This is a genomic window from Bacillus sp. J33 (genome assembly GCF_000518885.1).
In the GTDB taxonomy this organism is placed as follows: domain Bacteria; phylum Bacillota; class Bacilli; order Bacillales; family Cytobacillaceae; genus Cytobacillus.
The window spans coordinates 20406-46252 of sequence record NZ_JAEL01000044.1 but is presented as its reverse complement, the minus strand read 5'-3'; the positions used below and the strand labels follow the sequence as shown (position 1 = coordinate 46252).

Sequence of the window (25847 nt, the reverse complement as noted above, 5' to 3'; positions counted from 1 at the left end):
ATGTGGTCTGGCATAGCATGTGCTTCAATGATTTCCACATCTTTCATTTCACACAGCCTTCTCAATATCGCTCCTATATCTCGTCTCAACTTTCCATAAATTACTTTTCTTCTGTATTTTGGGATGAAAACGATGTGGTACTTACAATTCCACCTGGTATGTGATAAACTATTGTCACTCATGAGTACTGCTCCTTTCGTTATATAGAAGTTGGTTTGACGGCCAGTTTCTATTATAACGATAGGAGTTTTTTTATGTCACATTACCACTCTAGAAGCTTTGTTTTCACACGTGCAGAGCACGTGGTTTTAAAACCTATAATAAATAAAAAGCATCTGCATATAAAATTTGCAGATGCTTTTTTATGAGGGTTTTGCCATTGTTAAAAAGGACTTAACGCTGCTAGTCTTTGAACATTTCATTTATTCATGCATAACCTATAACAGCCTAACACAAATTTTTGATATGGCGGTGAGAATATGGCAGTTGTTAATGCCCGCGAAGCGGATATTGATTTATTGGCCCGGCTCCTGCGTGCAGAAGCGGAAGGTGAAGGACAGCAGGGAATGCTGATGGTTGGAAATGTGGGCATCAATCGAATAAGAGCCAATTGTTCAGATTTTGTAGGCCTTCGTACCATTCCCCAAATGATTTATCAGGAGCATGCCTTTGAAGCAGTTCAAAAGGGGTATTTTTATCAAAGAGCCAGAGAAGCTGAGAAAAGGCTTGCCCGCAGGGCCATTAATGGGGAAAGGCTTTGGCCTTCCAAGTTCTCCTTATGGTATTTCAGGCCGCCTGGCGATTGCCCGCCAACCTGGTATAACCAGCCGCATGTTGGAAGATACAAGCTGCATTGTTTTTATGAGCCGACTGCAGAAGAATGTGAGAATATTTATAATACCTTTTAAAAAAGTTCCTGCCATCCTAATCGTGGCAGGAATTTTTTTCGGCTTTATTTATATGTCCATATCATATAATATCCCCTGCTGGACATAGGAAATAATTTTTTTCGCCTCATCCTCTGCCCTTTTCCGTCCATAGGGATTTAAAAACCAATTGTCAGCTCTTGTAGAACCATCGTTTGCACAAACTAAAGAGTATTCAATCCATTTTGGCATGTAGGTCTTCATCGTTAAAAACATCCTCCGCATATGAAATGGAGCCGTCACAATAATTAAACGGTTAACGTTTTGAAGTCCAATTATCCGGTCAAGCACCAGCATCGAAGCCAGGACATTCTCCTTTGTATGGAGTGACATATCTTCCACTAATATATCCTCTTTGGGAACACCCATATCGATAGCCTTAATCTTTAAAATTTCTGCTTCTGTTAAGTTGCTGCCTGGCCACACTACGCCTCCAGAAAAAAGAATCTTGTTTGCCCTTCCCTCTTTGTAAAGCCGTATCGCTTCCGGAAGCCGATACTCAGCGGCCTTGCTGCTCCCAGGGACAAATATGCAATCTCCGTCTTTCATATCATCCGTAATACAGGAGTAAAGCAGCCTTGCTATATCTTCATCACTCAATTTTTCAGGATTAAGTTCGGAAATTTTCATACGGCCTCCCCCTTCTCTTATCCATGTATTGCTCCTTTATTATACTATTCATTCTGGACAAGAAGCTCTAATGGGAATGCCTATTTTTCGGGCAAAATAAAAAGCAGCGGATTCCGCTGCTTTTTGCTGATTAGAATGTTTGCGCCTTCTCCTTTGCACGGGCAATGGCATTTGCTTTAATTTCTTCTGCTTTTTCAGGCATCGCATTATGCCCTTCTACAAAGATTCCATCAAATGAAGGGACGCCGAAGAAATTCATAATAATATTAAGGTAACGGTGTCCCATTTCCATTTCAGCTGCAGGTCCTTCAGAATAGATACCGCCGCGGGCTTGAATATGAAGAGCTTTTTTATCGGTAAGTAATCCAATTGGGCCTTCTGCAGTATACTTGAACGTTTTTCCGGCAACTGCAACAGAGTCCAGATACGCTTTCATAACAGGCGGGAATGAGAAGTTCCAAAGTGGTGTAACGAAAACATATTTATCGGCTGCAACAAATTGTTCGCTTAATTCAGATAAGCGGCCAACCTTAGCTTTTTCATCTTCTGAAAGTTCCTCGAATCCTTTGCCGGATTGAAGCTTGCCCCATCCGCTAAACACATCTACATCAATATGGGGAATATTTTCTTTATACAAATCAATATGAACCACTTCATCATTCGGATTTGCTTCTTTATACGCGTCAATAAATGCTTTTCCTACTGCCATGCTGTATGACATCTTATCATCATGAGGGTGTGCAGTAATATATAATACTTGTGCCATAATCAATCACCTTTCTGTATAAAATGATATTTTAGTTTGAATCAGAAACATGATATGTATTCACCTGCAGGCTGAATAAATTTTATTCTGAATTCGAGATAATATTATTCGAAATAACATCCAAATTCAACTCATTTGCTCACGAGCTTATTTATTTGATTATAAATATTCCTTAATTAATTCCAAAATTAAAAAAAGACCCTAATGGGGTCCTTAAGCCTGATCTTCTGGGGCATACTGGTTACGCCCGATATTTTTTCTCATTTCCTCTGTCATTTCAAAAGGAATGTTATTATTTAGGTCTTCGCTTTTTTCATAGTTTATTTGTACGCTTCCATCATAATGATAAGGCTTTTGATCCATGTAAAATCACCTCGTAAAAGTTATTGTGTTTATTATATGCTGAAATAGGCCCATTTTATCAGAAAATACAAAAATCTATTTATTTTATTTCCCTTTTTTATAGAGTTCCCTGCTTATTACTTTTTATTATGGTTGGCTGTAAAAAACGTATTAATAATTTGAGCATGCTGTGGACTGGAGAATTTGTCTAAAATGGAATTCATATTTCTTTCGTTTGGGGATTTTGCAGGAAGCAAACTTTCAGTGGGAGGAGCGTGCCATTAGACGAATCTGCAGGAAAAAAGACTAAGGTGTCCGACTGCCTGCAGCTCAAAGCGTCGGAAGAAACTGCAAGGGCAAGGTTAACAGAAAAAAAGCATTATCTCCAAATGGAAATAATGCATAACTTTTATTCCCTTGCTAACGGGCAGTGTGAGATGGAAGTTTCACTTTAATTCGGGGCTTTTTTCTTAATTTCGACGAGTTTTAGCCTATTATCTTCAATAGATTTGATCTCAAAATGCAAATGATGGTATTCGAATGTTTCCCCTTCTTCAGGAAAATGGCCCATTTCTTTCAATAGAAATCCTGCCAAAATATCTTCCTCTTCAGGGATCTTTGTTTTAAAGGCTTCATTAATTCTGCGAATGGCGAGTTTTGCATGTACAATAATATGGTTTTCAGTTAATTCTTCGATTAGAACCTCACTATCTTCGTCCGTCTCGTCTTCAATTTCCTGGCCGAGCATTGCTTCAAGTATATCTTCATGTGTAATAATGCCTTCTGTACCGCCATATTCATCTAGAACGATGGCAAGATGTTTTCTTTCCCTCATCATCATTTTGAAAACTTTATCGATTCTATGGAACTCATAGACAAATAAAGGTTCAAGGTCCGTGAAATCCTTTAGCGTTTTATCCGGGTGATTTGACCATGCCAGCAATAGTTTTGAGTGGAAAACGCCAATAATGTTATCCATATTCTCTTTATAAACCGGATACCTTGTAAACCGGTTATCCATAACAATATCCTTGGCCTCATCAATGGTTGCATCAAAAGGTATGCCTTCGATTTCCATCCGGGGAGTTTTAAGAGCGTCCCTTACGTCCAATTTATAAAAGTCAATAACCCCTTTAATCCTCTGGGTTTCTTCTGCTTGGAATGTTCCCTCGCTAGTTGCAATATCCACCATCGTAATGAGTTCTTCTTTGGAAACTGAAACCGATTCAGGGGTATTTTTTGACAATAGCTTAATAATAGCCCTTGTGAGTTTGGACAATAACCAGGTTAATGGCTTTAAAATGATTAATAATAGCCTGATAATTGGAAACACAAGATAAGCAATTCGATCGGCAAATGTAGCGGCAATTGATTTGGGGATGACCTCTGCAAATATAATGAGCGCTACAGTTAGAATTCCGGTTGCAACTCCCACGTTAATTCCATATTCGATGGCAATAATTGTTACAAGAGTTGGCAGCATAATATTTGCGACATTGTTCCCGATTAAAATTCCGGTAATTAATTCATCCGGTTTTGATACCAATTCCAGGATCTTTTGTGCTTTTTTGTCATTGTTTTCTGCTCTTGTTTTCAATTTCATTTTGTTAACTGCTGTTAAGGCTGTCTCACTTCCCGACAGGAAGAATGACATAAGCATAAAAAACAGTATAGCGATAAACAAAGTTCGTTTCCTCCATTATTTGTACATTTGTATTGTTATTTGTACCCACTTTGTATAGGCAAAACACCTTTCTTCGCTCAAGTTTTAATTAATGATTTATATTATAGAGCACTTGAATGGATTATAAAAAAGAAATGACTTCAAAATAATGCTGGCTATTCAAGAAAATAGGCATATAGGGCATTTTTTACAGCTTCAGCAAAAAATGCCTTCAGCACCCCAATCAAATTTTTAATGTTTACTATGCAATACGGCCTGTTGGATCTTTCGTTTCATTTTTAAAGGATCTTTTTCTATAAAAGCTCTAAACATGCCAATACTAATATTTGCGTTGAAATAATGAATTGAAAGAAGGAAGATACATGAGGAAACTTCTTTTCTTAATCAGCTGCATCATCCTCCTCTTTCCTGCTGTGGCATTTGGGCAAACTGGGGAACAACAGGTCAAGGCTGCTTTTATTCGAAATGGACATTTATGGTTAAAAATCGGCAATAAGGCAGAGCAAATTTCTGCTGAACCTGCTAAATATTATCACTCCCCGAAATGGTTGCATGATGGGCAATGGCTAACATATGAAAAAGAATCCAAGGAGCCGATTAATCCAAATTTGGAGAATCAATCAGATATATGGGTTTATAACCTTAAGTCAGGGAAACATAGGCTTATTTTTCGAAATGGGGGCAATGCCAAGTGGTCTCCTATTGATAACAGAATTGCATTTACTGCTGGAGGAGTATTAAATGTTTCTGATTTAAACCAGTTTTATAATGTGGCTTTGGGGGTTGATGACTTTAATTGGTATCCTGACGGCAAAAGCTTAGTAGCATCATCAAGTGCTGTTCCGAGGCCTGATGGCTGGACAAGTCCAGTCCTTTATAGAGTTGCATTGCCTGAAAATTTGAAAGATGTCAAACTGAATGAGAATGCAAAACCGCTATTTATAATTCCAAAGGAAATCGGAAACGGCAATGCGACAATAATGTCCATCAATGCCACCACTTTCGAATTTTCACCTGATGGCAAATGGATCTCCTTCATCGTAAATCCTACTGCATCTTTATCAATGGATAGCGATATGGTTTGTGTCATGAGGGCTGATGGAAAAAACTTTAAAGTTCTTGATGAAATGATTCTTCATTTGGATGTTCCCAAATGGGCGCCTTCTGAAAATTTATTGGGATATATTGCAGGCGGCGGAAGGATTGTATTTGGCTTCAAAAATAAAAATCTTAAAGTAACAGAATTGCCGGCCTATAGGACACTGAACCTTACCCCTCGCAGATTTGCAGAAATGGGTTTTACTTGGGTGGACAATCGAACCCTTATTGTGTCAAGAGTAGTTGAAAGCGAATGGTCAAATGATCCTCAAAAGCGGCCAGAGCCTGCACTGTGTATAGTCCGTTTAGACACGCCACATCAAACTCGAGTAACCTATCCAAAGCCATCAATTGGAGACTATCACCCGCTTTATCTTAAGCAAGCTGACAAAATTACATGGATTCGCAAAAAAATCGCTCAAGAAGACGGAGATATTTGGATGGCAGACAGCAGCGGAAAAAATGCAAAACGATGGGCAAAAGGGGTCGAGAGTTATTCCTTTTATATAAATTAGATAATGTAAAAAGCGATTGCCCATAATAGGAATCGCTTTTTTGCTGACCTTTAGGCCTCCTCACTTTTATTCTGCTGCTCGCTTTTATGGATGAACAGAAATACTTCTTCAAGCGAACCGCACTTGTATTCTTCATATATTTTATTCAGTGTGCCATAAGACTTTACTTTTCCATTAAATAAAATTAGCACTTTATCAGCGATTTCAATAGCATCCCGCATAATGTGGCTGCTGACAATGACCGTTTTGTTTCTGATTTTAAGTTGCTTAATGATTTCCTTCAGCTGAATCACCCAAAATGGGTCGAGTCCGTTTGTCGGTTCATCAAGAATATAGATATCTGTATCTGCCAAGAGGCATTGTGCAAGATTAAGACGCTGCGACATTCCTTTGGAGAAGCCTCCGACTCTTTGATTCCTCTTCTCCCATAACCCAACTTTTTCTAAAACAGCCTTAATGGAACCCTTGCCTTTATTTAATAATTGACCATAATACTGCAGAATTTCTATAGGGGTAAGTTCTGGCGGAAAATTCATTTGGTCGGGCATATAGGCAAAACCTTTCTTTTGCTTGGAATGAAATGCCGCCTTTCCTTTGGATGGTTTTTCAACACCAGTAAGAAGCTTGATCAATGTGCTCTTCCCTGCCCCGTTTCCTCCGCATAAAACAACACATTCACCTTTTTCTATACAAATGTTCACAGGCCACAATGCAGTCTTCTTTTTATAGGCTTTTGATAAATCCGTTAATTCAATTATCAAATTATACACCCCTTTTCTTTAAAAGCTGGGTGGATGAACCTATTGTAAACAGAATGATCGCTGCCAGCGATATTATTAAAGATAGCGTAAGAATGCCATTTCTTCCCCATTGCTCAATCATTAAGTATTCTGGCCCGAATACATATTCTGCGTTTAATCTGGATATGGACCAAACCCGAATAGACTCAATTGGATTTAGCAATATGAAAAAAAATAGGATGCTTTGCTTAAACGAATACGGAATTAAATCAATAGCTGAAAAAATAATGAATTCATAGACAAAGACAACGAAGCTCCAGAAAAACAGCGCCAATGAAAATCCTTGCATTCTTGTTTTTGAAACTGCACCTGCCATCAATGAAGCAGCAGAGAAAACAAGAATCAGAAACATATTGACCAGCATAAAAATCTGATAAATTCCAGCGGCAATTGAATTTCCGGAAAGTGAAAGGATAAATCCAAACAGACCATATGATACACCCATTACGATAAACATCGATAGGACCAGAGACAAAAACTTGCTGGCCATATAATAGCCTAAAGAGGCTTGATAGGTTTTATATAATGAAAATCTGCCGTTTTCTTTATCAGAAATAATTGAATTTGCCCCAAGGATCATACAAATGATTGGGAGCAGCCACAATGACAGATTAATCAGCATCGCAATTGAACGGCTATAAGCAGATTGGTTCGCGTTTCCCTGTTCTTTCTGCTTCATTTCCTGAAGTCCATAATATTCAGGGTTCACTCCCATTGTATCAATATTTGTCTTTACACCCTCTATTCCATAGGATATTTCAGCCTGGTCAGACTTTACAGATTGAAGTCCATAAAAATATAGAAGCCCAGACAAAAATATAAATAGAATCATAAAATTCAGAAGCCATCTGCTTCTCAAAAGCAGCCGCAATTCATGCTTTGTCATAGAGAATAACAAAGCAGACTTCATATCCATTCCCTCCTTATGAGGCTCACATACACCTAGTGGCTATGTTTCATTCCAGGTTTCTTAAAGCTGTTTAAATCTGCATTCAGCAAATCATCCTTTGAATACGCTTCACCTTCATGCTCTTCAAGAAATGCGAGTGCATCTTCTTCTGAATGAAATGCAGCGATACCATAGCTCATCGGACTGGCAATATTCTGATCGTGAACAAACCAGCTTGCATCGAATGATATCCATTCTTTGGTTTGATAATCATGAACAAAAGCAGCTTCATATTCCGGTTTTTCTTTTTGAAAATATTCCACCATGCATCCAATATCGTCAAAAAGAACAGGCTTGCCATTTTTTAAAATCATCTGTGCTGCGGCGTCCATTTCTTCAATGCCCATATGGCAAACATCACAGCTATCTTCATTTTGCCTTATATCGACGGGCTTCGCCGCTTCCGACGTACAGGCTGCCAGCAGTATAGTTAAGCATGACATATAGATAATTTGTTTAAGCTTCATGCCGTTTCCTCCCTGCGTTAAATAAAATAAACAAGCTTCCGAATAAGGCTATGACAAAAAATAGAATTATATTGATGTCATGGCTGCGAGCAGTGTCACCCGTTTTAGCGGAGGTTTCCTTCCGTTTCATTGGAGCCGGTTCTGCCAGAGGCGCTTCATCTACTATCAGGGATTCAGAAGGGATCGGTGTGTATTGTTCAATTGTATTCCATAGCTCCACTGCCGGGCTTTGAAAAAATACCTGCAATAAAGGTTCGCGGCTTGCCATCTGATAAAATATATCCCCGCTTTTGTAAGCGTAATCGACCGTGCTATCTTTATCCATGTTTAAAGACCCATGGTTATCATAATAATTTCCATAACCATCTTTATTAAAATTATTGCTATTATCTTTTTCAGAGATTATCTGTCTTGTATTTCGATAATAATTGTTAAAAAAGATTGTATTATCATTAGAATTGATCCCTATTTCAAGTCCAGTATCATTTTCCAGCAATGTATTAAATTCAATTCTGTTTCTTTGAGCATTTTCAAGCACGATGCCCCTGTAATTCCCTTTTACAATATTAGAAGAAATTTTGGAGTCAAAGGTGTCATAAATAAACATCCCGGCTCCATCAATCTTTGTATTTAAATAGAAATAGTTTTCCATTATGAAAATCTCGTAGCTTTGCATTATCATTAAGCCATTAATGCTTTCAGTCACCTGGTTATTCGCTATTAAAACATTACGGGAATCCATTGTATGAACTCCGTAACGCGCTTTCCACATTGAATTCCGTGATACCTCACAGAAATCCGAATAAGAAACATAGACCCCATCCTGAGTATCATAAAAATAATTCCCTTTTACGGCCGTATTTGGCGACTCAACGAGATAAATCCCATAACCCTTATGGCTTTTGGAGCTATCAAAGCTTGAAATCATATTATTTTCTAAGCGATGGCCATACGAATCACTGGCATAGATCCCGTGAAAAACATTATTAAAGGCATTCCCATGAATATAGGATCGGTCTCCTTTTATATAAATGCCGGCATTTTGCGAACCGCTCCCCTCTATAATCAACCCTTCAACAATGACATCATCTGCTTCTATTGTCATGACATTGCCTCTATTAGGACCTTTAATCACAGTTCCCTTTTCCCCTTTAATATGAACCGTTTTTCCTACTGAAAAATTCCCTTCATATTTTCCGGGTTTGACTTTAATAACGGAAACTTCCTCATCGCTGGACAGGGCATCCATAAGTTCAGCAGAATTGGATACTGTCCGTTCCTCGCCGAACGCTTTGCCGGCCAGGATCATACTAAAAAGGACTAGAAACAAGCCTATTCTTATAAACATTCAGCATTCACCAGCCCGGTTCTTTCAAATTTCCGGCCTCCATTTTTGAAAAGAGGAGGCCGGAAAAAAGATTCACATTTCTCTATTTTTCTTGTATACTTATTTTTAGTTGAGTTTTTATTTATATTTTTAATGGCTCATTGTAGCCTTGCCGTCGTCTTCACCGGTCTCTGTTACCTTTAAAGTTGCGACGGCTCCTTTTTGTGCATGGTTGAACTGGTGTGTAACGATTGGATAGCTGCCAACACGGGTAACAGTGAATTCGACGACTGCCCCTCCGCTTGCCGGAAGCATAACGGTTTGCAATCCTTTGTAATGATTAAATGGATTGCCGTCAATGTAAACATCATCAAATACCGTTCCAACTACATGGAATGAGCTGACTTCGTTTGGCCCTACATTATTGACATATAACCTTACCCTATCTCCCACCTTTGCCAAAAGCGGCTTGTCTTTTAATGTGAAAGTATCCCCATTGGTATTAGGATCTCCTTCCTTCAAGGCCTTTGTTGAGAACACGACATGGCTTGGAACTCCATTTGCGAAATCGTCCAGATCATTGTATTTGTACCACTCATTTTGGATAATGGCATATTCTCGATCAATCTCTTTATCTGTCGGATAGCCATCTTTCGGTTTTACAATAATAGTTCCGTGCATTCCATTTGCAATATGTGACAGAACTGGTGACGTACCGCAGTGATACATAAACACGCCAGGTTTATTTGCCGGGTAGCTGAAAGTACCAGTTTCATCCGGCTGCACGTTGGAAAAGTCCTTGGAAGGAGCAGCGTGAACAGCATGGAAATCCATGCTATGCGGGATCGCCGGGTCCATATTCTTTAATGTGAAAATTATGGTGTCGCCTTCATTGACTACGACAGCTGGTCCAGGAGCTTCCCCATTAAAGGTCCATGCTTTGTAGAATTTTCCTTTGTCAATTTCAATGTCCGTAATCTGGGAAGTCATCTCAATGTTTACTTCATTGGGCCCCGCCCTCTCTACTTTTAAAGGAATCGGCTCCTGATTTAAATCCTTATGAGGCGCAATTGCTTCAACTTTATTCGATTCTGCTGCAAGCACTTTTTCCTCAGGCTGCTTGGTCTTTTCAGGCACAGCCCCTTGACTGCATCCAGCCAATAAACTTAAGCCAATCGCTGAAGTCACCAAAAATTTTGTTCCTCTTTTCATCTTTGTTCCTCCTCTTAAACTATTGGTTTATCTGCTTTTATCATATGGTAAATAGAGCCTTTTTTTGGTGATTTTTCTCACAAGACTCCATTAATCTGTGAAGAGTTTGTGAATTAGTGATCGTACTTTAGTTAACACGCAGAACTAATTTAAAAACCTTAATCTAACAAAAATGTACCCATTATTTATAGATGCGGTTATAATCAATGAATGGAGTTCTGATTTTCTATTAAGGATAAAGGAGAAATACTAGTGGAATTGGATTTGCTAACAATCATTAAAGCAATTATTCTTGGTTTTGTTGAAGGCATGACAGAGTTTGCCCCTGTGTCCTCTACCGGGCATATGATTATAGTGGATGATATGTGGCTTCACTCAAAAGAGTTTTTATCAAAGTATGAAGCCAACACGTTTAAGGTTGTCATTCAGCTTGGCTCCATTTTGGCTGTTGTCATTATTTTTAAAGACCGCTTTATAGAAATGCTTGGACTGGGAAGCAGGAATAATAAGACAAAAGGACAGAATCGCTTAAAACTATCCCAAGTCATAGTCGGGTTAATTCCAGCTGGGATTCTGGGGGTTTTATTCGAAGATTATATTGATGAGCATTTGTTTTCGACTGAGACTGTTTTGATAGGATTGGTTATTGGAGCAGTGCTGATGATCATTGCAGATATTTATGGAGGAAAACAGCCGAAAACGCTAACTGTTGATCAAATCACATACAAACAAGCTTTTTCTATCGGGCTGATTCAATGCTTCTCCCTCTGGCCAGGCTTTTCACGGTCAGGTTCTACCATTTCCGGCGGTGTATTGCTTGGCTTAACGCACCGGGCAGCTGCAGATTTCACATTTATCATGGCTGTACCAATTATGGCCGGAGCCAGTTTGCTATCATTGCTGAAAAATCTCGAATACTTTTCGATCGATGCCCTGCCTTTCTTTATTGCTGGATTTCTAAGCGCATTTGTATTTGCTTTAATATCGATCCGCTTCTTTTTAAAGATGATCAATAAGGTGAAATTAATCCCTTTTGCCATTTACAGAATCATGCTGGCAGGCTTGATTTATTTCGTATTTTTATAAAAGCAGCCGGTCCATTGATGGCCCGGCTTTTCCTATTTTATTTACCCAATTGTTTGAGTGGCTTCCATTAACCAGTTATTTTCTTTATTTGCCTCCAAAAATTTAATAATGTCACAGGCTTAATATTATTTTTCCAGGGTGAAGGGATCCTGGTTTACGATGGAATCAGCCTCCTCTTTCCCTTTACAATGAAAGACCATTAAAGCACCCTCATTATCGGTAAAAGGGCCTCATAGCTTTAAATGACCTTCTTCACTTAGTTTTTATAAGTATTGAATATGGCTGTCCTTCATCAAGGTTATGAAGGCCAAATCTTGAGTCTGCTTCAGGCAAAATGTCCTTTATTGAGGTTATGAAGGCCAAATCTTGAGTTTGCTTCAGACAAAATGTCCTTCATCGAGCTTATGAAGGACAAATCTTAAGTCTGCTGCGGGCAAAACCCCAGCTGTAAGAGAAATTGCCTTCACTCAGGGTCTTTGCCCAATGTCCTTCATATTTATTTATAAATTCCATTGTTATCTTTATAAGCAATCTCCACTAATAGTGAGCCAGTTGCTTTTGAGTTGTTCTACTTCTCTTTTATTGCTCGAAATACTAAAACAAGTTTTTAATCATCTTCACTAATATCCTTGGCACCCATAAAATGATCTCGGCAATTACGGAGAAAATGACCGAATCACGAACTTCATGGAAAATTTCCCGAATGAAGCTGTGTTGTTTCCTGGTTTTCTTTTTTATATTATTTATTGCCTGTCTATTTGTGGTCTTTTTCATCTATTAATTCATCAACCAGGCGTTCGGCCGCTTTCCTGTATAAATTGCTCATGTGTACTAAAGATGTTGCCATGAGGACTTTATCAAGCTGAACAGATGCTGTTTCATTAAGATCCTTGGCCTTTTCTTCTATCCTGCTCGATTGATTTTGCAATTCCCCCTTAAATGTTTCCAGATTGATTTTTGTCAGGTCCAAGTATAGCTGATAAAAATGATCAAGATCAAAATCACCTTCTCCAGTCTGTTCGTTTATTCCCTTTAAGACAGTTTTAATATCGCTGATTGATAAAGCTCCTTTCAGCTGATAAATCAGGGCAATAAAAATTAAATGTTCCTTTGAGTACTTCTTATTTTTTACAGGAAAAAATAGTTTCCCCTTCGCATAATTATTAATCATCGTCTTCGTTAGGACCTTTTCATCTTCATTCCGTCTTGTATTGCTGAATGTATTTTCAAAAAGCTGAATTACCTGGTCCATATATAAATCTATTTGCGGTATATCTTCAAGGTGAATTTGATTATCCGCAATTAACTTTTCCAATTCCATTCTATCCCTCAAATCATTCATATTAGTGGTAAACTTGTCTGTTGATTTTCGCTCAAGGCGCTCAGCGCTCGCAGAAGAACCGACGCTCCTCTTTACTTTGCGCCTGCAGGATCTCCCGTTGTCAACATTCCCCCAGGACATTTAAATAGCGCACCGTGTGCAGATAATACGAAAGCATTATCGGGGAACAAAGTGCCAAAATCAGCATTGATCTTTAACACAGCCATCTGATAAATAAATTTTACATAAAAAAGGCCAAGATGTAAACATTGACTACCTTTCGTTTTATCTATACCATTATAAGTAGTTATCGAAACTACATACGGAAATATTAGGAGGAGATTATAATGAATACGTACATCCGGGAGCCAATCAATGGCCTAACTCATCTTGCTGGAGCTATTTTATCCTTTGTCGGACTGCTTGCCATGGTTATTAAGGCTTCCTTGACAACATCTTCACCGCTTAGTATTGCGGCTGTTACAATTTTTGGGGTCAGCTTAATTCTGCTTTATTCAGCATCTGCAACTTACCATATGGTCATTGCAAAAGATAAAGTGATAGCTTTTTTAAGGAAACTGGACCATTCTATGATATTCGTATTAATTGCAGGATCCTATACACCTTTTTGCCTTATCACTCTAAACGGGGTAACAGGCTGGGTCCTTTTTTCAATTGTAACAGCCGTTGCAGCTGCAGGTATACTTTTTAAAATGGTCTGGTTTAACTGCCCGAGATGGCTTTCTACAGCACTTTACATCGCCTTGGGCTGGATTATTGTATTTGCCTTTTCACCTCTTTCGGATATGCTGAGCATGGCGGGTGTTTCCCTATTGGTGCTTGGCGGCATCCTATACACAATTGGCGGAATTATTTACGCTGTGAAACCGAAATTCCTTGAGTTCAAGCATTTGGGATTTCATGAGATTTTTCATATTTTTATCATGATGGGCAGCATGGCGCACTTTCTTTGTGTGTTTATGTATGTGCTTTAAATTAAAGTTATCACTTCATCTTCTATAAAAAATCCCTTTGAAAAGCTATTTTATGGTCATAATTATTGAATTAGCGGAAAATCCATCTGCCTGTCTTTAATCCTATAAAATACAAGCAGTTGGATTTTCTAATATGTACAACTATCAAATTTAAATCAATTTAATCAACGGCATTTGACAAGGTTAAATGTCTTTTTAATACTTCAATAACTCTTCCTCTCCTTCCAGCAATATAAAGTGAGAATCAAAATTTCTTCACCCTTCATATAATATTAAGTCCTTGTCATTGAAATACTTTCATTTTTAAACTGCATTTTAACCCGGTATTTTTCATTTCTTTTTCAATTTCACCAAAAAAATTTGTTCATCTATAAAATGAATGTTTGTACCCCAGACACCAACTTGAACACTCTTACTATAAAAAATTACTAGCAGTACTAATTTTCCTCCTGAAAGGGATATTATTTAAAGCCTTTAAAAAATAGGTGGAATAAAAGTTGTGTAATCCTTTCGAAATAATTCATAAATTGACGTAGACAAGATTGATTTTATTAATGGATGCAGAATCCTCCTTCTTTTTATCCTGAATCAACTGCAGAAAACGGCTGATTAACAGAAAATAAGGATTTTAGCCTATTATAGCCTATTTTAAAAGATAACTGTACCCGTTCCACTTATTCACCATATTATATTAAAGAACTAGATATAAACATCAATTTAATGAAAGGAAAGATGTTGGATGAAAAAAAACATCAAGCCCATTCAGGGTCAGCAAGTTACGCCAAATCCCATTGGGCCTGAATGTATTCGTGTTACTAAAGTTTATGACTGGGTAGTCCTGACTAATCGTGATCGGAATAAGGTTCCTATTCCTGATGAGTGTTTTGCGCAAATTGAAACTTGCCGGGATGAAGGCAATAGTATTACTGCTACATGCTCTGAGGTTTTAAATACCAGGAGCTGCGATTTTATTGGGGCTGTGCCTGCTGATATTGGAGTTCCAGGGGCACAAATTGTTACTCTAGCTTTCCATGTGCACATTCGTGTTCAATTTTTCTGTAATGGTGTAGCACTCCCGGGCTGCAACTTTGTCGTACCAGTAAGCTTTGTTGACGATGTTATATTGTGTTTCCCGGAAGGTACAGAAATTAATTGCAATATCTTTGATGTTCAATGTACAGTATTGCTAAATCAGATGCTTGGTAACATGGTCGTAATTGATGTTGTAATGTGTAAGGATGTTCAGGTTGAAGCAGAAGTGAAATTGGAAGTGGAAGCAAGATTCTGTGGACCTCGGCCAGTTATTCCGATTCCTGAAGAAAATGCTGTCTGCCCTCCTTTCCCTAGGTTCCCTCAGCAATGCCCAACCTTCTTCCCTCCTTTGAACACAGTTGTTCAGGGTGCAGCTGAATACGATGGGCCTGCAACGATCATTTATGCAGAAGGTGAGGATGCAGGAGGAGTAGCAGCACTGGCAACCTTCAATGCGACACCAACTGGAGAACTAGATTTAACAGCCTTAATTGCTGATCAGTGTAACCTTGCAAACAGCAGCCTTCAGGTTAGCTTCCTGGATACACCGGGACCAACACCAATTGGTACACCTGATGATGAACTTGATCAAAGTTTTACATTTACAGCTGCAGAATTCAATCAGCCAACTGAGGTTGGGACGAATGGACTAAGTGTTACGGGTACAGGTACTATTACTCCTTCTGGCGGTGTAACGGAAAATGCTACCTTTACTTTAGTAATGAACGATGTTGATCCAGCAGGGGATACCTTGACCCTAACAATTACAAGTCCTTCCCTCTTTATTCGAATTAACTTGAATGAAACGGCTAACCCTGGACTTGAGGTTGAAGTTGAAGATTGTGGCAGCAATTTCTAAGAAAAGTGCTGCTGAACCAAAATTTTTCATTTGCGCCAGGAGGAGAAAGTATTCTGTCTCCTGGCTTAATTTGGTTATTTGAAACTTATTATTATTAGGAACCCAATTGTTTCTTTCGGTGTAGCGATACCAATATTCAAAATAATAATGGAGTTGATTAAATGGCTAACGGCAGATTAAAGCGCAAAGTTAAGAAAAAGTTAGGAATATCCAATGCACAGCCTGTTCAGTTGAAACAGAATAAACCAGCTAAAATGAAAGTTCAGCAACCCAGTACAAAGGGATGTTGCGGCAGAAGCAGATGATTTTCAACCTGAAATAGTAAAAGTGACATCTAATGTTTATGATTTGTTGGTCTATTACTGCCGGAAAGAATTACCTAATGAGGCATGCGGTTTATTATCTGGAAAAGAAGGACTGGCAGCTACTATTTGGCCAATGAAGAATATGGATAAGAGCCCTGTTTCATTTTCAATGGACATCAGGCAAATAGAGCATGTATTTAACCGAATTAAAAAAAAGAATGAAGAGGTTCTGGGAATCTACCATTCACATCCTACTGCTGATGCCTATCCCTCAAAAGGGGACATAGCATTAAATAATCATCCGGACCTTTTCCACATTATTATATCTTTTGAAACTATTTACCCCAAGATTAAGGCCTATCAAATAAATGAAAACTATGTTACATCGAAAATAATTCAAATTGTTTAACTAAACTCGGGGTATAGTAAGCGGACCATGGGTCTAATACCCCGAGCATCCATATTATGCGCTGGCTTGATTAATTTTATTTTTGCTTATCTTCCTTTCCATTATTTGTTAATAATAGAGATATTTTATTACTTGCTGGTATTTCAAGGCTTTCTTCTTGAAAGAAGACAAACGCGTCTACCTGTATATTCCTATGATCTTCATTATTCAATAGTTTTATTTGAATATTTGGGATAGAAACTGTTTCCTGTTCAGGTATACATAGATTCTCAATCGTATTTATCCATAATTCTCCCTTTTCCTCTAGTTCATTAAACCACTCTTTATTCATATATTTCCACCCCTTTGCTCCGTTACCTGTTTGAATTCCCATGGTATTAGTTAAGTGTGGAGGCAATATTTGTCCTGTAATTTTTATGCTGCCGGGGGGACTTACCCGAATACATACAATTGGATTGTTTAGATGAACATTTCCAGTATTTTTTATATTTAAGTTTCCTATTATTTTTATATTTCTGCTGTGCATTTGATCAACTAATAGATGATAATCAAAAAATGCTTCAGCACTTGCCATTTCTTTATCTTTGTCTATTACAATATTTTCTTTTATAGACTTATTATCATCCACAGGTTTTTTTGGCTGAATGTTCACTTCTTTTTTGTTAACAGAATGGTTCATTAACCCTGCATACACCTCAAAGGGCAGTAAAGAAAATGCTGCTGACCCTGCCTTATCTAATAGCATGCACATCAAACCAATTGAAAGGATATGTGACAATGTCTTTGATACTTCTTCCTCCTCTATATCTTCTTTTACAATCGAAAACATAAATTGCACTTTGACCCATGGCGTTTCACCCAAATTTTCTTCTGGATAAGATATAAATTTTATTCCTGATTTTTTACATTCATCTTTTAGGAGCAGAATCCACCTGTCGTGTTCTCCTTTTATATCATGGTATATTTCCATAACTGGTTGCTTCAGCCCCTGCATTTTAAATAATTCCAAGGAAAATGCTAAGTTCATTTTTATTTCCTTATTGAATTCTGTTAAGTGACTTACTTTTGCTCCACACTTGGAAATATAAGCTCCAATTGTTTCCAGTGCCTTTTCCTCCAACCCAGGTTTCCTCAATGGACTTTGATTTAATGTTTTCTCTCGCAATATACCAACCTTCTTATCATGTAAGCTAGTATTCAGCTGCATTTTTTTATCACCTAAATTAACCTGAAAACCCATTTCCCTGCTGAAGAAATACAAAGCAGGAATATACTCATTTTCTATGGAACCAATATACATATCTCCCAGTTGGATTTTCATGAAACAAAACCTCTCTTTCAATCTTCTGTGATATTCCCTTTATAGATCTGGGCTTCTGTAAAATTGTACGTATTTATTTTATGTTCTTAAAGGCTTTGTATGATAATTGCAGCAAATCCCCGAGCAGTAAATCTGTGAATGTAACATCCAGTGGATATATGCATATAATTAATATGAAGAATATCAATTTAAAAACTACTACAATGCTAATCAAGTTGAACAGTTTCTAAATTAAAAACAGTCAACTAAGGATGTGAACAGTTATGCGGTGTCAAACCATATTCTTTAATATAGATGGAGAAGAAGAGCAATGCTGAATGACTCACACAATAGAAGGTTTACAATCCTGCAAATGGAACAATTAATTATTCATCTTAAATCAGAGGTCGAAAAATATAAGGTTTTAGCTCAAAAATATGAGGAGGAATACAAAAAAAGCAATTTAAAAAAGCTTAAAGATAAATACTCGGAGTTAATTCTGGAAAATGAAAAGCTCCGGCAATATTTAATCAATGAAGAGGAAGATAAACAAATGTTAAGGGATAAGATTGAACAATTAGAAAAAGAACTTAAATCTTATGAAGCGCAAATAAAGGAGAAAGCTGCCGCTTATGAAGAACAAATGCAAAAAGAAAAAAAACATCACAGTACTCTCGAAGAAGAAAACTTGCAATATCGGAATTTAATTAAAAGCTTTGAAGCCAAGCAGTCAAATTGGCTTTATCAGCAAAAAGAATTACTAATTGAAATTGAACAAATGCAAAAAGATAGAGAAATTATAAAAAAACTTGAAGCAAAGTTATCAGATTATACAAATCAAATAAATTCTCGAAGTGAAGAAATCAAGGCATATCAGGATCGTGAAATTGAATATAAGAAAGAAATAAATGCCCTTTTAAGCGAAATACAGGATCTGGAAATCAAACATGATCAAGAGATTAAACAGCTAATGAATGAAATTTCTAAACAGCAAAATTTAGAAAAGGACTTCCTTGATGAGAATCAACGTTTAAAATCATTATTGGCAGAAAAAGAAAAGCAATATAAGTCAGATATAGAAAAAATAATAAATGAACAAGTCCCAAGCGAAGATGAAAAAGAGTCCTATCTTAAAGAAATCGAACGTTTGAATATCCAATTAATTGAGAATCATGAGGCCTATTCTGAAGAATTGCTTCAACTTAGGGAAAAAGCTTCCCTTCTTACTGAAAAAGAAAAACAGCTTAACAAGGAAATTACGCGATTGGATGCTGCCTTAGTTGAAAAAGAAAAATTTTATAGCAATAAAATTGATGATATGCAGGATTTGTTTAAAAAAGAGGAGCAATTAAAAAATCAGCTATTAGAAGAACTATTGGAGAAAGACGAAAAGAATCGCAACAAAATAGACATAACTGAACAAAAACTGAAAAAGGCAAAAGAAGAAACAGATAAACTCGGAAAACAGCTTAAAGAAAAAGAACAAAAATGTGAGGAGCTGGAATCATTTATTAAAAAAATGAAACAAAAGCAGCCAAAAGACTCGGATAAAAATGAGCAAAAGACAAGATTCTATTTTTCACATAAAGATATAGAGAAAAAGTCCCGCTTGCAGACACCTTCTGTTTCATCAAGACAGATGGAGCCAGATCCCAGTGATCATAACCATACTCAATTCCAGTTCAAACAAAGCAGTAAAAACGTTCAAAACGGAATGGTATCATTAAAAAATAATCATAACAATCAAACATCCAAAAGTACTAAGTTATCCGAAAATTATTCTTTAGAAAGATTCTTTGAATCCCACCCTTTATATAATTCACAATATCCCTCTATGAATACTACATTGGATCCATTTAAAAACATTAGGAAATGAAAGCGGCAGCTCATTACTTCAGGAGTTGCAACTTTCTAATTTTGTTATTCCCCCAATATTATAAAGCGGGTGGCAAAACTGAAGTAATGGCCACCCTATTTATTTTATTACCGTATGACTTTCATATGGGGAATCGGACACCTTTTGCTTCATTTCCTGTTACTCCCAAACTGCTAAAATTGTTTTGAATTGCTCTTATCTTGGTAAATGTTCAGGAACGAAAAACAATTTAAAATTTCACTTACTTTTTTATTTTATAAGCAAGTTATTTTTTTTAAGTACTTTTTTAAAATCATCCTTCAATACCACTGAGTACCACTGAGTTCCTTTCGAGGGTTAATATAAATTATGATTTAAATTTTATTTCGACTTGTACTATTGACTAGGGCAAAGATACAATTTTTTTCACTCCCCTTATGATAATTGAGTATAAAAGTTGATTTGCTTGCATTGATTTTAAAAAGTTTTATTTCAAAAATGTTGGATTCATTTTTTTGTTTGTATCCTCATATATTTAAAAATGGGATTCATCCAGATAAGGAAAAGGCTTGCCTATTAGAATCCAACATCCAAGAATTAGGTAAAAAGGGGATTATTTTATGCAAAGCACTACTAGTATGGTTTCTATCATTTTCCCTGTTAAAAATGAAGGAGAAAATGTAAAAAAAACGTTAGATTCCCTATTTACAAAGAAAACAAATTATACTTTTGAAGTCATTATTGTAAACGATGGATCAACAGATAATTGCTGTGAATTTTTAAAAGATTCTTATAGACAGGAAAAAATTAAACTTATCGAAACAAAAGGAATCGGCGCTGCAAATGCACGGAATTTGGGTGCTGATTTCACTTCAGCGGCTTATCTAATATTTTGTGATGCCCATATTGAATTTGAAGACTGGTGGATTGATCGCCTGCTTGAACCATTAATTTATGGCAAAACGGACGCTATTTCACCTGCAATTGGCTCTATGACTAAAGATGACTTCACCGGTTTTGGTCAAACACTGAAGCCTAACCTTAGAATTAAATGGAACCCAAAGCCTGCGGCTCTAAATGAAACAGCTATATTGCCTGGAGCCTGTCTGGCAATAAAAAAAAATGTGTTTGATAAGGTTGGTGGTTTTGAAAGAGGCTTTAAAACATGGGGCCATGAAGATATAGAATTTTCTATAAGGCTATGGCTTTTTGGCTATAAATGCCACATTCTCCCTACTGTAAAAATCCTTCATCTTTTTCGAAAAAAGCAGCCATACAATATTAGTTATGAAGAGGTAAATTATAACCTACTACGATTGGCTTACTCTCATTTCAATGCTGAGAGGATAAAAAAATGCAAAAAACTGTTAGTTAGTACAAAGGCTAGAGAAATAGAATTGAAAGTTTTAAAAGACGGTGTTCTTAACCAAAGGAGAAATTATTTTAAAAAACGCACCAAAGACGATGATTGGTATTTCAATAAGTTTAAGGTTAATTTTTAGTGTCTCCACATAGTTTAATGGTACGTCAGTACTGTTTTTCATAAGGAGGATATATGAACATATTATTTGTATTTTATATACCGAGCGGCGGTGTAGAAACTTTGAATCGGCAGAGGGCTGTTGCACTTAAAAACCGGGGGATAAACTGCCACTTCCTCTATTATCAAAAAAAACGAGAGCTTGTTAATAAGCATGAAGGTCCTGTTTTTATTTCGAACAATGATAACGAAATCAAAAAGATCCTAAATAACGGAAATTTTAAAGCAGTAATCATCACTTCAGACTACAGGGCACTTGAAAGATTCAAAAAGCTAGGTTATAAAGGAAAGTTAATTTTTGAAATTCAGGGCCTTGGAACAAAAGAAATGGCTATATCAGAACTGAAGAAAGCTATACCTCTTGCCATTTCATACGGGGATGGGGTATTAATGTCAAAAACACCGCATATAATAGAAATCCTTTCTAACCAAGTACTTCCCCTTCCCCAATTTATATTTAATAATTGCTTTAATGCCAGCGAATTCTCATATAAAAAATTACCCCAAAGTATTAATCCTATTTTAATGTGGATTGGCCGGATCGAGTCAAATAAAAATTGGAATGAATTTTTGAAAATTGGCCATAAACTTATCAACGAATTTGACCCCAATATAAAACTTTATTTATTTGAAGATTCTTCTCTTTCAGATCCAAATGAGAGGCAAAGATTTCAACAGACAATAAAAGAGTTGAAGCTGAAAAAAAGTGTCCATATCTTTTCTAATATTCCTCATGAAAAGATGGCAGAGTATTTTTCACTCGTTGGTGACTCTGGAGGATTCCTTTGCTCTACTTCCATTATTGAAAGCTTCGGATATGCTATTGTAGAAGCTATGAGCTGCAAGTGTCCTGTACTTTCCACAAAATCTGATGGAGTTATAAATTCAATCATTCATAACAAGACTGGAAAATATTACACTCTTGGGAATATTTCCGAAGCTTTTAATGAAGGGAAAGAATTATTAACAAATTATGAATTAAGAGAACATATTCGTTTAACTGCCCTTAATCACATAAAGAAGGAATTTTCTCCAGATTTATATGGGCAGCAATTTATTGATATGTTAAAGAACTTAAGGATCAAAATATAGGTAATGCCGGAACATGCAGTCTTGTTCCGGCTCAGAGGTCCAGTAAATAATTTAAATAGGATGCAAAAGGTGAATATTCTGGATGATTTGATAGGACCTGCAGCTGTTTTTTTATTGCCTGTATTTCCTCCTTTGAAAAACCATTGCTAAGATTTACAAGTCTGTCGCCATCCCAAAGTTTTTGGGCAATTTGTTCAAGGATTTTGTAAAAGATATTTTTTACACCTGTATAGTCATCAGGGTAGGCTAAACTAAATTTCAAATATGAATAGTAAACAATATTAAGCTGCCGGAACGTGATGCCCATGTAGTGAAGAGCAAAAATTCTCATCTGAATTTCCGGGTATTTATTAAACATCCTTACAAAGTTTCTCGATGCATCTAAAGGATTCGATTTTGCTATAGGATGCTCTTGATGATATGCAGTCAAACCTGTGTGATTAAGAAAAGTATATCCCTTTTTATATAGGCGGTACCCCATTTCATGATCATCCCACCCATACCCTGGATATTCCTCAAATAATCCCACTTCTTTTATCCCTTTTGCTTTGACCGAAACATTACCTGTACAAAATAGGATCCAAGGGAAGTTAAACTCCTTTAGCTCATTTCCGTAGAGGTTAAATAATGTATCCCTATAAATTTGAACAAATGGCTTCTCAAATGAATATTTCATGAATGACTGATCATAAATATGTTTTTTTGTTAAAAGGTTAACTGGTTTTTTATTACGTAAAATGTTAGGAAGATTAACCATCATTGCAGGGTTTTTCTTTATTAAGATTTGCAGCTGCCTTAATTGATCGTCATTATATTTAGGATGATATTTCGTGAAAACCCCGTGCAAAACCATGCTCCCGCATACTACAACCTGGTCTCTTTCCGTATGAGCCTTAAAGTGCTTGTCAATAAAGTCAGGCTTTACCAATATCTCTGAATCTAAAAAAATTAAAACTTTCCCATTTGCATTTTTAATTCCCAGATTCCTCATATTTGGCCGGCCAATATTCTTGTTGGAGCGTATATAGACAATATTAAATGAAAAGGCATGGTGGTTAAAAATCTTAAAAGTTTCATCCAGTGAACCATCATCGGCAATAATAACCTCAAATTCCTTCTTGCTAAATCGCTGGCATTCTAATGAATGAAGAGTCATTAAAATCTCTGAATACTTGTTATATGTTGGCATAATAACCGTTACCTTGGGTTCTAAAAGAAGCCCATCCTTATAGGTAATTCCATTATGAAAATTCTTACTCCAGACAATAGTTGAAGGCATTACAATATTCCTGTCAAGTAAATGGCCAACCTGCTCTAGTGTCAGACTTTTTTTCCACAGCTTTATAGAATGGACTTTTCCTGTAAAACATTCTCCTTTTTCGTTCCCGCCTAAAAAACCAGACGGAATAACGTGTTTAAACATACTTTTTTTACCAGTTGCAACCAGCTTCCCGTTTAGATAAAGGAAAGGCTTTTTATCGGTATAAACAAGTACCAGATTAACCCATACTGAGGTTTCTGAATGAACGAGTATGACCGTATTATACTTGTGCTGATTGTATTCAACGATACGGATCTCTGGACCGTTCATAATAATTCCTACCCCTGCACTGTCACCTTCTGCAGAGGCTGGGGCGATGAGATAACTCGATTTGTTATTGCTTAAGACTTTTTGTGGGTTGGCCAGAACAATAAATTGGTAGCTGAAATTATCAGCTACACCATTTGTATTGGGTAAAAAGTTCAAATATTCATTTCCTTTGAATGAAAAGGACTCATTAAACATCTGTCTCCGCCCCGTTCTTTTTTTTAACAATCAGATTATCTATGGCTAATCTATATTTTTCCCTGACTTTATAAAATTCTTTCATCTGGTCCTTGTTGTGTAATATTGATCCCATTTCATTATGGACACGATAATTTGTTAGAGTCATCTTTAAATAATGAACGGGAAAATGCAGAGCTGCCCGTATCCAATAATCATAATCCTGTGCATATTTAAGTGACTCATTAAAGTATCCAATTGCTTTTACCAGATTCTTGGACATCATCACCGTACATCCATTTATAGGGTTGTGGTTTCTAATCGTTTGAAGAATTTCTAAATTATTTGTAAAATTTCTTCCTACATTAAATTTTGTAATCCTGTTATTTTCATCAATTATATTAAAGTTTGTAAAGCTTATAATTGATTTATTTTCTAACATAAAGCAAAGCTGTGTTTCAATTTTCTTTTCATCAAAAAGATCATCTGAGCTAAGCCAGACAAGAAAATCTCCGTTTGCATTTTTAATACCTTGATTTAATGCAGAAGCAACACCCATATTTTTTTGTTCGATATAGAATATTTTAGATAAATAAGGTGTAATTAAATCATTATATTTAGTAGAGCCATCATTCACCAAAATAATTTCTATATTTTTGTATGTTTGGCTTAATATGCTTTCAATCGCTTGGTTAACATATTGGCAGTTATAAAATGGTATTACTGCGGTCACAAGTGGTTGAGAGGAATCCAAGCAATCAACTCCCTTCGCAATTATTGCATCTTATACTCATAAACCATAAAGTCGTTTTTAAATATACTATTCACCAAATTGGTTGTTTCATTGTTATAAAAACTATCATATGTGGGAAGCTTTCTATTCTCTGAGAAGGTTTCATTAGTTATCTCCAGGTTAGAAAACTTGCCATCTAGAATCATGGATTTTTTCAGATGGTGAGAAGAATAGGTCAATTTCGAAAGATTGGATTTTTTCAATTTGTATTTTCTTTCAATAGCACTTATCTCAGATGTAAAGGATTCAAGGTAAATGTAATTCTTCACAAATAGTTCCTCTCCGTCCATATATTGAGGCTTAAAATGATCATCAATTACACCCGGATAATCTCTTATATAAATTAGGAATTGCTTAAAGGTGATCCCTCTTTTGCTATTCTTATCATTATAGAAAAATTCCCTGATTTTCTCCCATTCCTTTTCCCAGTAAGGCATACCTTTTGTAGAGGCAAGGATTAAAAATTGGCTTACCGCTCTTTTATACGGATTGCGGACAAGCTTCATCGTTTCTTTTTTCTCTGTCAAAATACAATCGATTACTTCCTGTTTGTAGGTTTGGCTGCTTTTATAAACCTCTTCCTCATAATAATGTATCCATGGGTTGTATTTTTGGGCCTCATCCAGTAAACCTAATTGAAAGAAAAACCATTTTAAGAGTGTTGTACATCCGCTTTTTTGGCTCCAAAATAAAATAATTGGAAAATCAACATTGTAATTTGGGACTCTATATACAATCATATTTTCTAATAATTTCCTTTTATCCATTATTTCACTCCA

Annotated in this window: 24 protein-coding genes; 9 read left to right on the top strand and 15 right to left on the bottom strand. The window is 36.5% G+C overall.

The genetic code is table 11. From position 1 onward, the window contains the following. Positions 1 to 182 (bottom strand): IS200/IS605 family transposase (gene tnpA / locus L634_RS32725; protein WP_026582985.1); only part of this gene is annotated, 182 nt, incomplete at its 3' end. Positions 183 to 479: 297 nt separating this feature from the next. Here tnpA and L634_RS0113970 point away from each other — a divergent pair. Then, the gene (locus L634_RS0113970; RefSeq protein ID WP_026582984.1) at positions 480 to 908 is read left to right on the top strand and encodes a cell wall hydrolase; all 429 of its coding nucleotides are present in this window, start codon (positions 480 to 482) and stop codon (positions 906 to 908) included. Positions 909 to 956: 48 nt separating this feature from the next. On the opposite strand, the gene L634_RS0113965 is transcribed toward L634_RS0113970, so the two are convergent. The 4 genes from L634_RS0113965 to L634_RS0113945 all read right to left on the bottom strand — a co-directional run bounded on the left by L634_RS0113965 (position 957) and on the right by L634_RS0113945 (position 4348). Continuing rightward, on the bottom strand, positions 957 to 1556 hold the full coding sequence (locus L634_RS0113965; RefSeq protein ID WP_026582983.1) for a YdcF family protein: 600 nt from the start codon (positions 1554 to 1556) through the stop codon (positions 957 to 959). Between the two features lie 130 nt (positions 1557 to 1686). Further along, complete coding sequence (locus L634_RS0113960) at positions 1687 to 2322, bottom strand: FMN-dependent NADH-azoreductase (protein WP_026582982.1); 636 nt, start codon at positions 2320 to 2322, stop codon at positions 1687 to 1689. A gap of 213 nt (positions 2323 to 2535) precedes the next feature. Then, the gene (locus L634_RS33860) at positions 2536 to 2685 is read right to left on the bottom strand and encodes a hypothetical protein (protein ID WP_198029770.1); all 150 of its coding nucleotides are present in this window, start codon (positions 2683 to 2685) and stop codon (positions 2536 to 2538) included. Between the two features lie 430 nt (positions 2686 to 3115). Beyond that, on the bottom strand, positions 3116 to 4348 hold the full coding sequence (locus L634_RS0113945; protein ID WP_026582980.1) for a hemolysin family protein: 1233 nt from the start codon (positions 4346 to 4348) through the stop codon (positions 3116 to 3118). A gap of 362 nt (positions 4349 to 4710) precedes the next feature. Here L634_RS0113945 and L634_RS0113940 point away from each other — a divergent pair, with 362 nt between their 5' ends. Further along, a complete protein-coding gene (locus L634_RS0113940) occupies positions 4711 to 5961 on the top strand; it encodes a hypothetical protein (protein ID WP_026582979.1) in 1251 nt (416 codons plus the stop codon). A gap of 50 nt (positions 5962 to 6011) precedes the next feature. On the opposite strand, the gene L634_RS0113935 is transcribed toward L634_RS0113940, so the two are convergent. The 5 genes from L634_RS0113935 to L634_RS0113915 form a co-directional block, all read right to left on the bottom strand. Then, on the bottom strand, positions 6012 to 6722 hold the full coding sequence (locus tag L634_RS0113935; protein WP_026582978.1) for an ABC transporter ATP-binding protein: 711 nt from the start codon (positions 6720 to 6722) through the stop codon (positions 6012 to 6014). A gap of 1 nt (position 6723) precedes the next feature. Next, positions 6724 to 7671 (bottom strand): ABC transporter permease, encoded by a 948-nt coding sequence (locus L634_RS0113930; protein ID WP_026582977.1) that lies wholly within the window; start codon positions 7669 to 7671, stop codon positions 6724 to 6726. Between the two features lie 32 nt (positions 7672 to 7703). Further along, positions 7704 to 8177, bottom strand: coding sequence for a nitrous oxide reductase accessory protein NosL (locus tag L634_RS0113925; protein WP_026582976.1), 474 nt, complete (start codon positions 8175 to 8177; stop codon positions 7704 to 7706). Continuing rightward, positions 8167 to 9525, bottom strand: a complete 1359-nt coding sequence (locus L634_RS0113920; protein ID WP_026582975.1) for a right-handed parallel beta-helix repeat-containing protein — start codon at positions 9523 to 9525, stop codon at positions 8167 to 8169. Before L634_RS0113920 ends, L634_RS0113925 begins: the two co-directional genes overlap by 11 nt. A 129-nt stretch (positions 9526 to 9654) precedes the next feature. After that, positions 9655 to 10716 (bottom strand): multicopper oxidase domain-containing protein, encoded by a 1062-nt coding sequence (locus L634_RS0113915; protein WP_026582974.1) that lies wholly within the window; start codon positions 10714 to 10716, stop codon positions 9655 to 9657. Positions 10717 to 10974: 258 nt separating this feature from the next. Here L634_RS0113915 and L634_RS0113910 point away from each other — a divergent pair, with 258 nt between their 5' ends. Further along, positions 10975 to 11802 (top strand): undecaprenyl-diphosphate phosphatase, encoded by an 828-nt coding sequence (locus tag L634_RS0113910; RefSeq protein ID WP_026582973.1) that lies wholly within the window; start codon positions 10975 to 10977, stop codon positions 11800 to 11802. Between the two features lie 754 nt (positions 11803 to 12556). On the opposite strand, the gene L634_RS0113905 is transcribed toward L634_RS0113910, so the two are convergent. Continuing rightward, complete coding sequence (locus L634_RS0113905; RefSeq protein ID WP_026582972.1) at positions 12557 to 13123, bottom strand: DUF1836 domain-containing protein; 567 nt, start codon at positions 13121 to 13123, stop codon at positions 12557 to 12559. A 347-nt stretch (positions 13124 to 13470) separates the two neighbouring features. Here L634_RS0113905 and trhA point away from each other — a divergent pair, with 347 nt between their 5' ends. From trhA to L634_RS0113885, 3 genes are all read left to right on the top strand, one after another. Beyond that, a complete protein-coding gene (gene trhA, locus L634_RS0113900; protein ID WP_026582971.1) occupies positions 13471 to 14118 on the top strand; it encodes a PAQR family membrane homeostasis protein TrhA in 648 nt (215 codons plus the stop codon). 739 nt (positions 14119 to 14857) lie between these two features. Continuing rightward, on the top strand, positions 14858 to 16009 hold the full coding sequence (locus L634_RS32265; RefSeq protein ID WP_051428336.1) for a hypothetical protein: 1152 nt from the start codon (positions 14858 to 14860) through the stop codon (positions 16007 to 16009). Between the two features lie 327 nt (positions 16010 to 16336). After that, positions 16337 to 16723 carry a M67 family metallopeptidase gene (locus L634_RS0113885; RefSeq protein ID WP_034262690.1) on the top strand — a complete coding sequence of 129 codons (387 nt, stop codon included), beginning with the start codon at positions 16337 to 16339 and terminating at the stop codon, positions 16721 to 16723. A 76-nt stretch (positions 16724 to 16799) separates the two neighbouring features. Here L634_RS0113885 and L634_RS0113880 read toward each other — a convergent pair whose 3' ends face one another. Beyond that, positions 16800 to 18044 carry a hypothetical protein gene (locus tag L634_RS0113880; RefSeq protein ID WP_026582969.1) on the bottom strand — a complete coding sequence of 415 codons (1245 nt, stop codon included), beginning with the start codon at positions 18042 to 18044 and terminating at the stop codon, positions 16800 to 16802. Positions 18045 to 18396: 352 nt separating this feature from the next. Here L634_RS0113880 and L634_RS0113875 point away from each other — a divergent pair, with 352 nt between their 5' ends. The 3 genes from L634_RS0113875 (at position 18397) to L634_RS0113865 (ending at position 22510) form a co-directional block, all read left to right on the top strand. Next, on the top strand, positions 18397 to 19899 hold the full coding sequence (locus L634_RS0113875; protein WP_157452404.1) for a hypothetical protein: 1503 nt from the start codon (positions 18397 to 18399) through the stop codon (positions 19897 to 19899). A 599-nt stretch (positions 19900 to 20498) separates the two neighbouring features. Next, entirely contained in the window at positions 20499 to 21380 is an 882-nt protein-coding gene (locus L634_RS0113870; protein WP_026582967.1) for a glycosyltransferase family 2 protein, read from the top strand. A 53-nt stretch (positions 21381 to 21433) separates the two neighbouring features. Next, the gene (locus L634_RS0113865; protein WP_026582966.1) at positions 21434 to 22510 is read left to right on the top strand and encodes a glycosyltransferase family 4 protein; all 1077 of its coding nucleotides are present in this window, start codon (positions 21434 to 21436) and stop codon (positions 22508 to 22510) included. Positions 22511 to 22541: 31 nt separating this feature from the next. On the opposite strand, the gene L634_RS0113860 is transcribed toward L634_RS0113865, so the two are convergent. From L634_RS0113860 to L634_RS0113850, 3 genes are read right to left on the bottom strand one after another with little or no spacing between them, the layout of a single operon-like run. Next, entirely contained in the window at positions 22542 to 24296 is a 1755-nt protein-coding gene (locus tag L634_RS0113860) for a glycosyltransferase (RefSeq protein WP_026582965.1), read from the bottom strand. Beyond that, entirely contained in the window at positions 24289 to 25029 is a 741-nt protein-coding gene (locus tag L634_RS0113855) for a glycosyltransferase (RefSeq protein WP_026582964.1), read from the bottom strand. Before L634_RS0113855 ends, L634_RS0113860 begins: the two co-directional genes overlap by 8 nt. Before the next feature lie 20 nt (positions 25030 to 25049). Beyond that, positions 25050 to 25835, bottom strand: a complete 786-nt coding sequence (locus tag L634_RS0113850) for a sulfotransferase family 2 domain-containing protein (RefSeq protein WP_026582963.1) — start codon at positions 25833 to 25835, stop codon at positions 25050 to 25052. Between the last annotated feature and the right edge of the window lie 12 nt (positions 25836 to 25847).

Bases quoted from the DNA above. Each gene is read 5' to 3' on its own strand.
- L634_RS0113920 (WP_026582975.1), bottom strand. From the start codon at position 9,525: ATGTTTATAAGAATAGGCTTGTTTCTAGTCCTTTTTAGTATGATCCTG.
- L634_RS0113850 (WP_026582963.1), bottom strand. From the start codon at position 25,835: ATGGATAAAAGGAAATTATTAGAAAATATGATTGTATATAGAGTCCCA.
- L634_RS0113860 (WP_026582965.1), bottom strand. From the start codon at position 24,296: ATGTTTAATGAGTCCTTTTCATTCAAAGGAAATGAATATTTGAACTTT.
- L634_RS0113970 (WP_026582984.1), top strand. From the start codon at position 480: ATGGCAGTTGTTAATGCCCGCGAAGCGGATATTGATTTATTGGCCCGG.
- L634_RS0113925 (WP_026582976.1), bottom strand. From the start codon at position 8,177: ATGAAGCTTAAACAAATTATCTATATGTCATGCTTAACTATACTGCTG.
- L634_RS0113930 (WP_026582977.1), bottom strand. From the start codon at position 7,671: ATGAAGTCTGCTTTGTTATTCTCTATGACAAAGCATGAATTGCGGCTG.
- L634_RS32265 (WP_051428336.1), top strand. From the start codon at position 14,858: ATGAAAAAAAACATCAAGCCCATTCAGGGTCAGCAAGTTACGCCAAAT.
- L634_RS0113865 (WP_026582966.1), top strand. From the start codon at position 21,434: ATGAACATATTATTTGTATTTTATATACCGAGCGGCGGTGTAGAAACT.
- L634_RS0113965 (WP_026582983.1), bottom strand. From the start codon at position 1,556: ATGAAAATTTCCGAACTTAATCCTGAAAAATTGAGTGATGAAGATATA.
- L634_RS0113870 (WP_026582967.1), top strand. From the start codon at position 20,499: ATGCAAAGCACTACTAGTATGGTTTCTATCATTTTCCCTGTTAAAAAT.
- trhA (WP_026582971.1), top strand. From the start codon at position 13,471: ATGAATACGTACATCCGGGAGCCAATCAATGGCCTAACTCATCTTGCT.
- L634_RS0113940 (WP_026582979.1), top strand. From the start codon at position 4,711: ATGAGGAAACTTCTTTTCTTAATCAGCTGCATCATCCTCCTCTTTCCT.
- L634_RS0113915 (WP_026582974.1), bottom strand. From the start codon at position 10,716: ATGAAAAGAGGAACAAAATTTTTGGTGACTTCAGCGATTGGCTTAAGT.
- L634_RS0113905 (WP_026582972.1), bottom strand. From the start codon at position 13,123: ATGGAATTGGAAAAGTTAATTGCGGATAATCAAATTCACCTTGAAGAT.
- L634_RS33860 (WP_198029770.1), bottom strand. From the start codon at position 2,685: ATGGATCAAAAGCCTTATCATTATGATGGAAGCGTACAAATAAACTAT.
- L634_RS0113880 (WP_026582969.1), bottom strand. From the start codon at position 18,044: ATGAAAATCCAACTGGGAGATATGTATATTGGTTCCATAGAAAATGAG.
- L634_RS0113960 (WP_026582982.1), bottom strand. From the start codon at position 2,322: ATGGCACAAGTATTATATATTACTGCACACCCTCATGATGATAAGATG.
- L634_RS0113875 (WP_157452404.1), top strand. From the start codon at position 18,397: ATGGAACAATTAATTATTCATCTTAAATCAGAGGTCGAAAAATATAAG.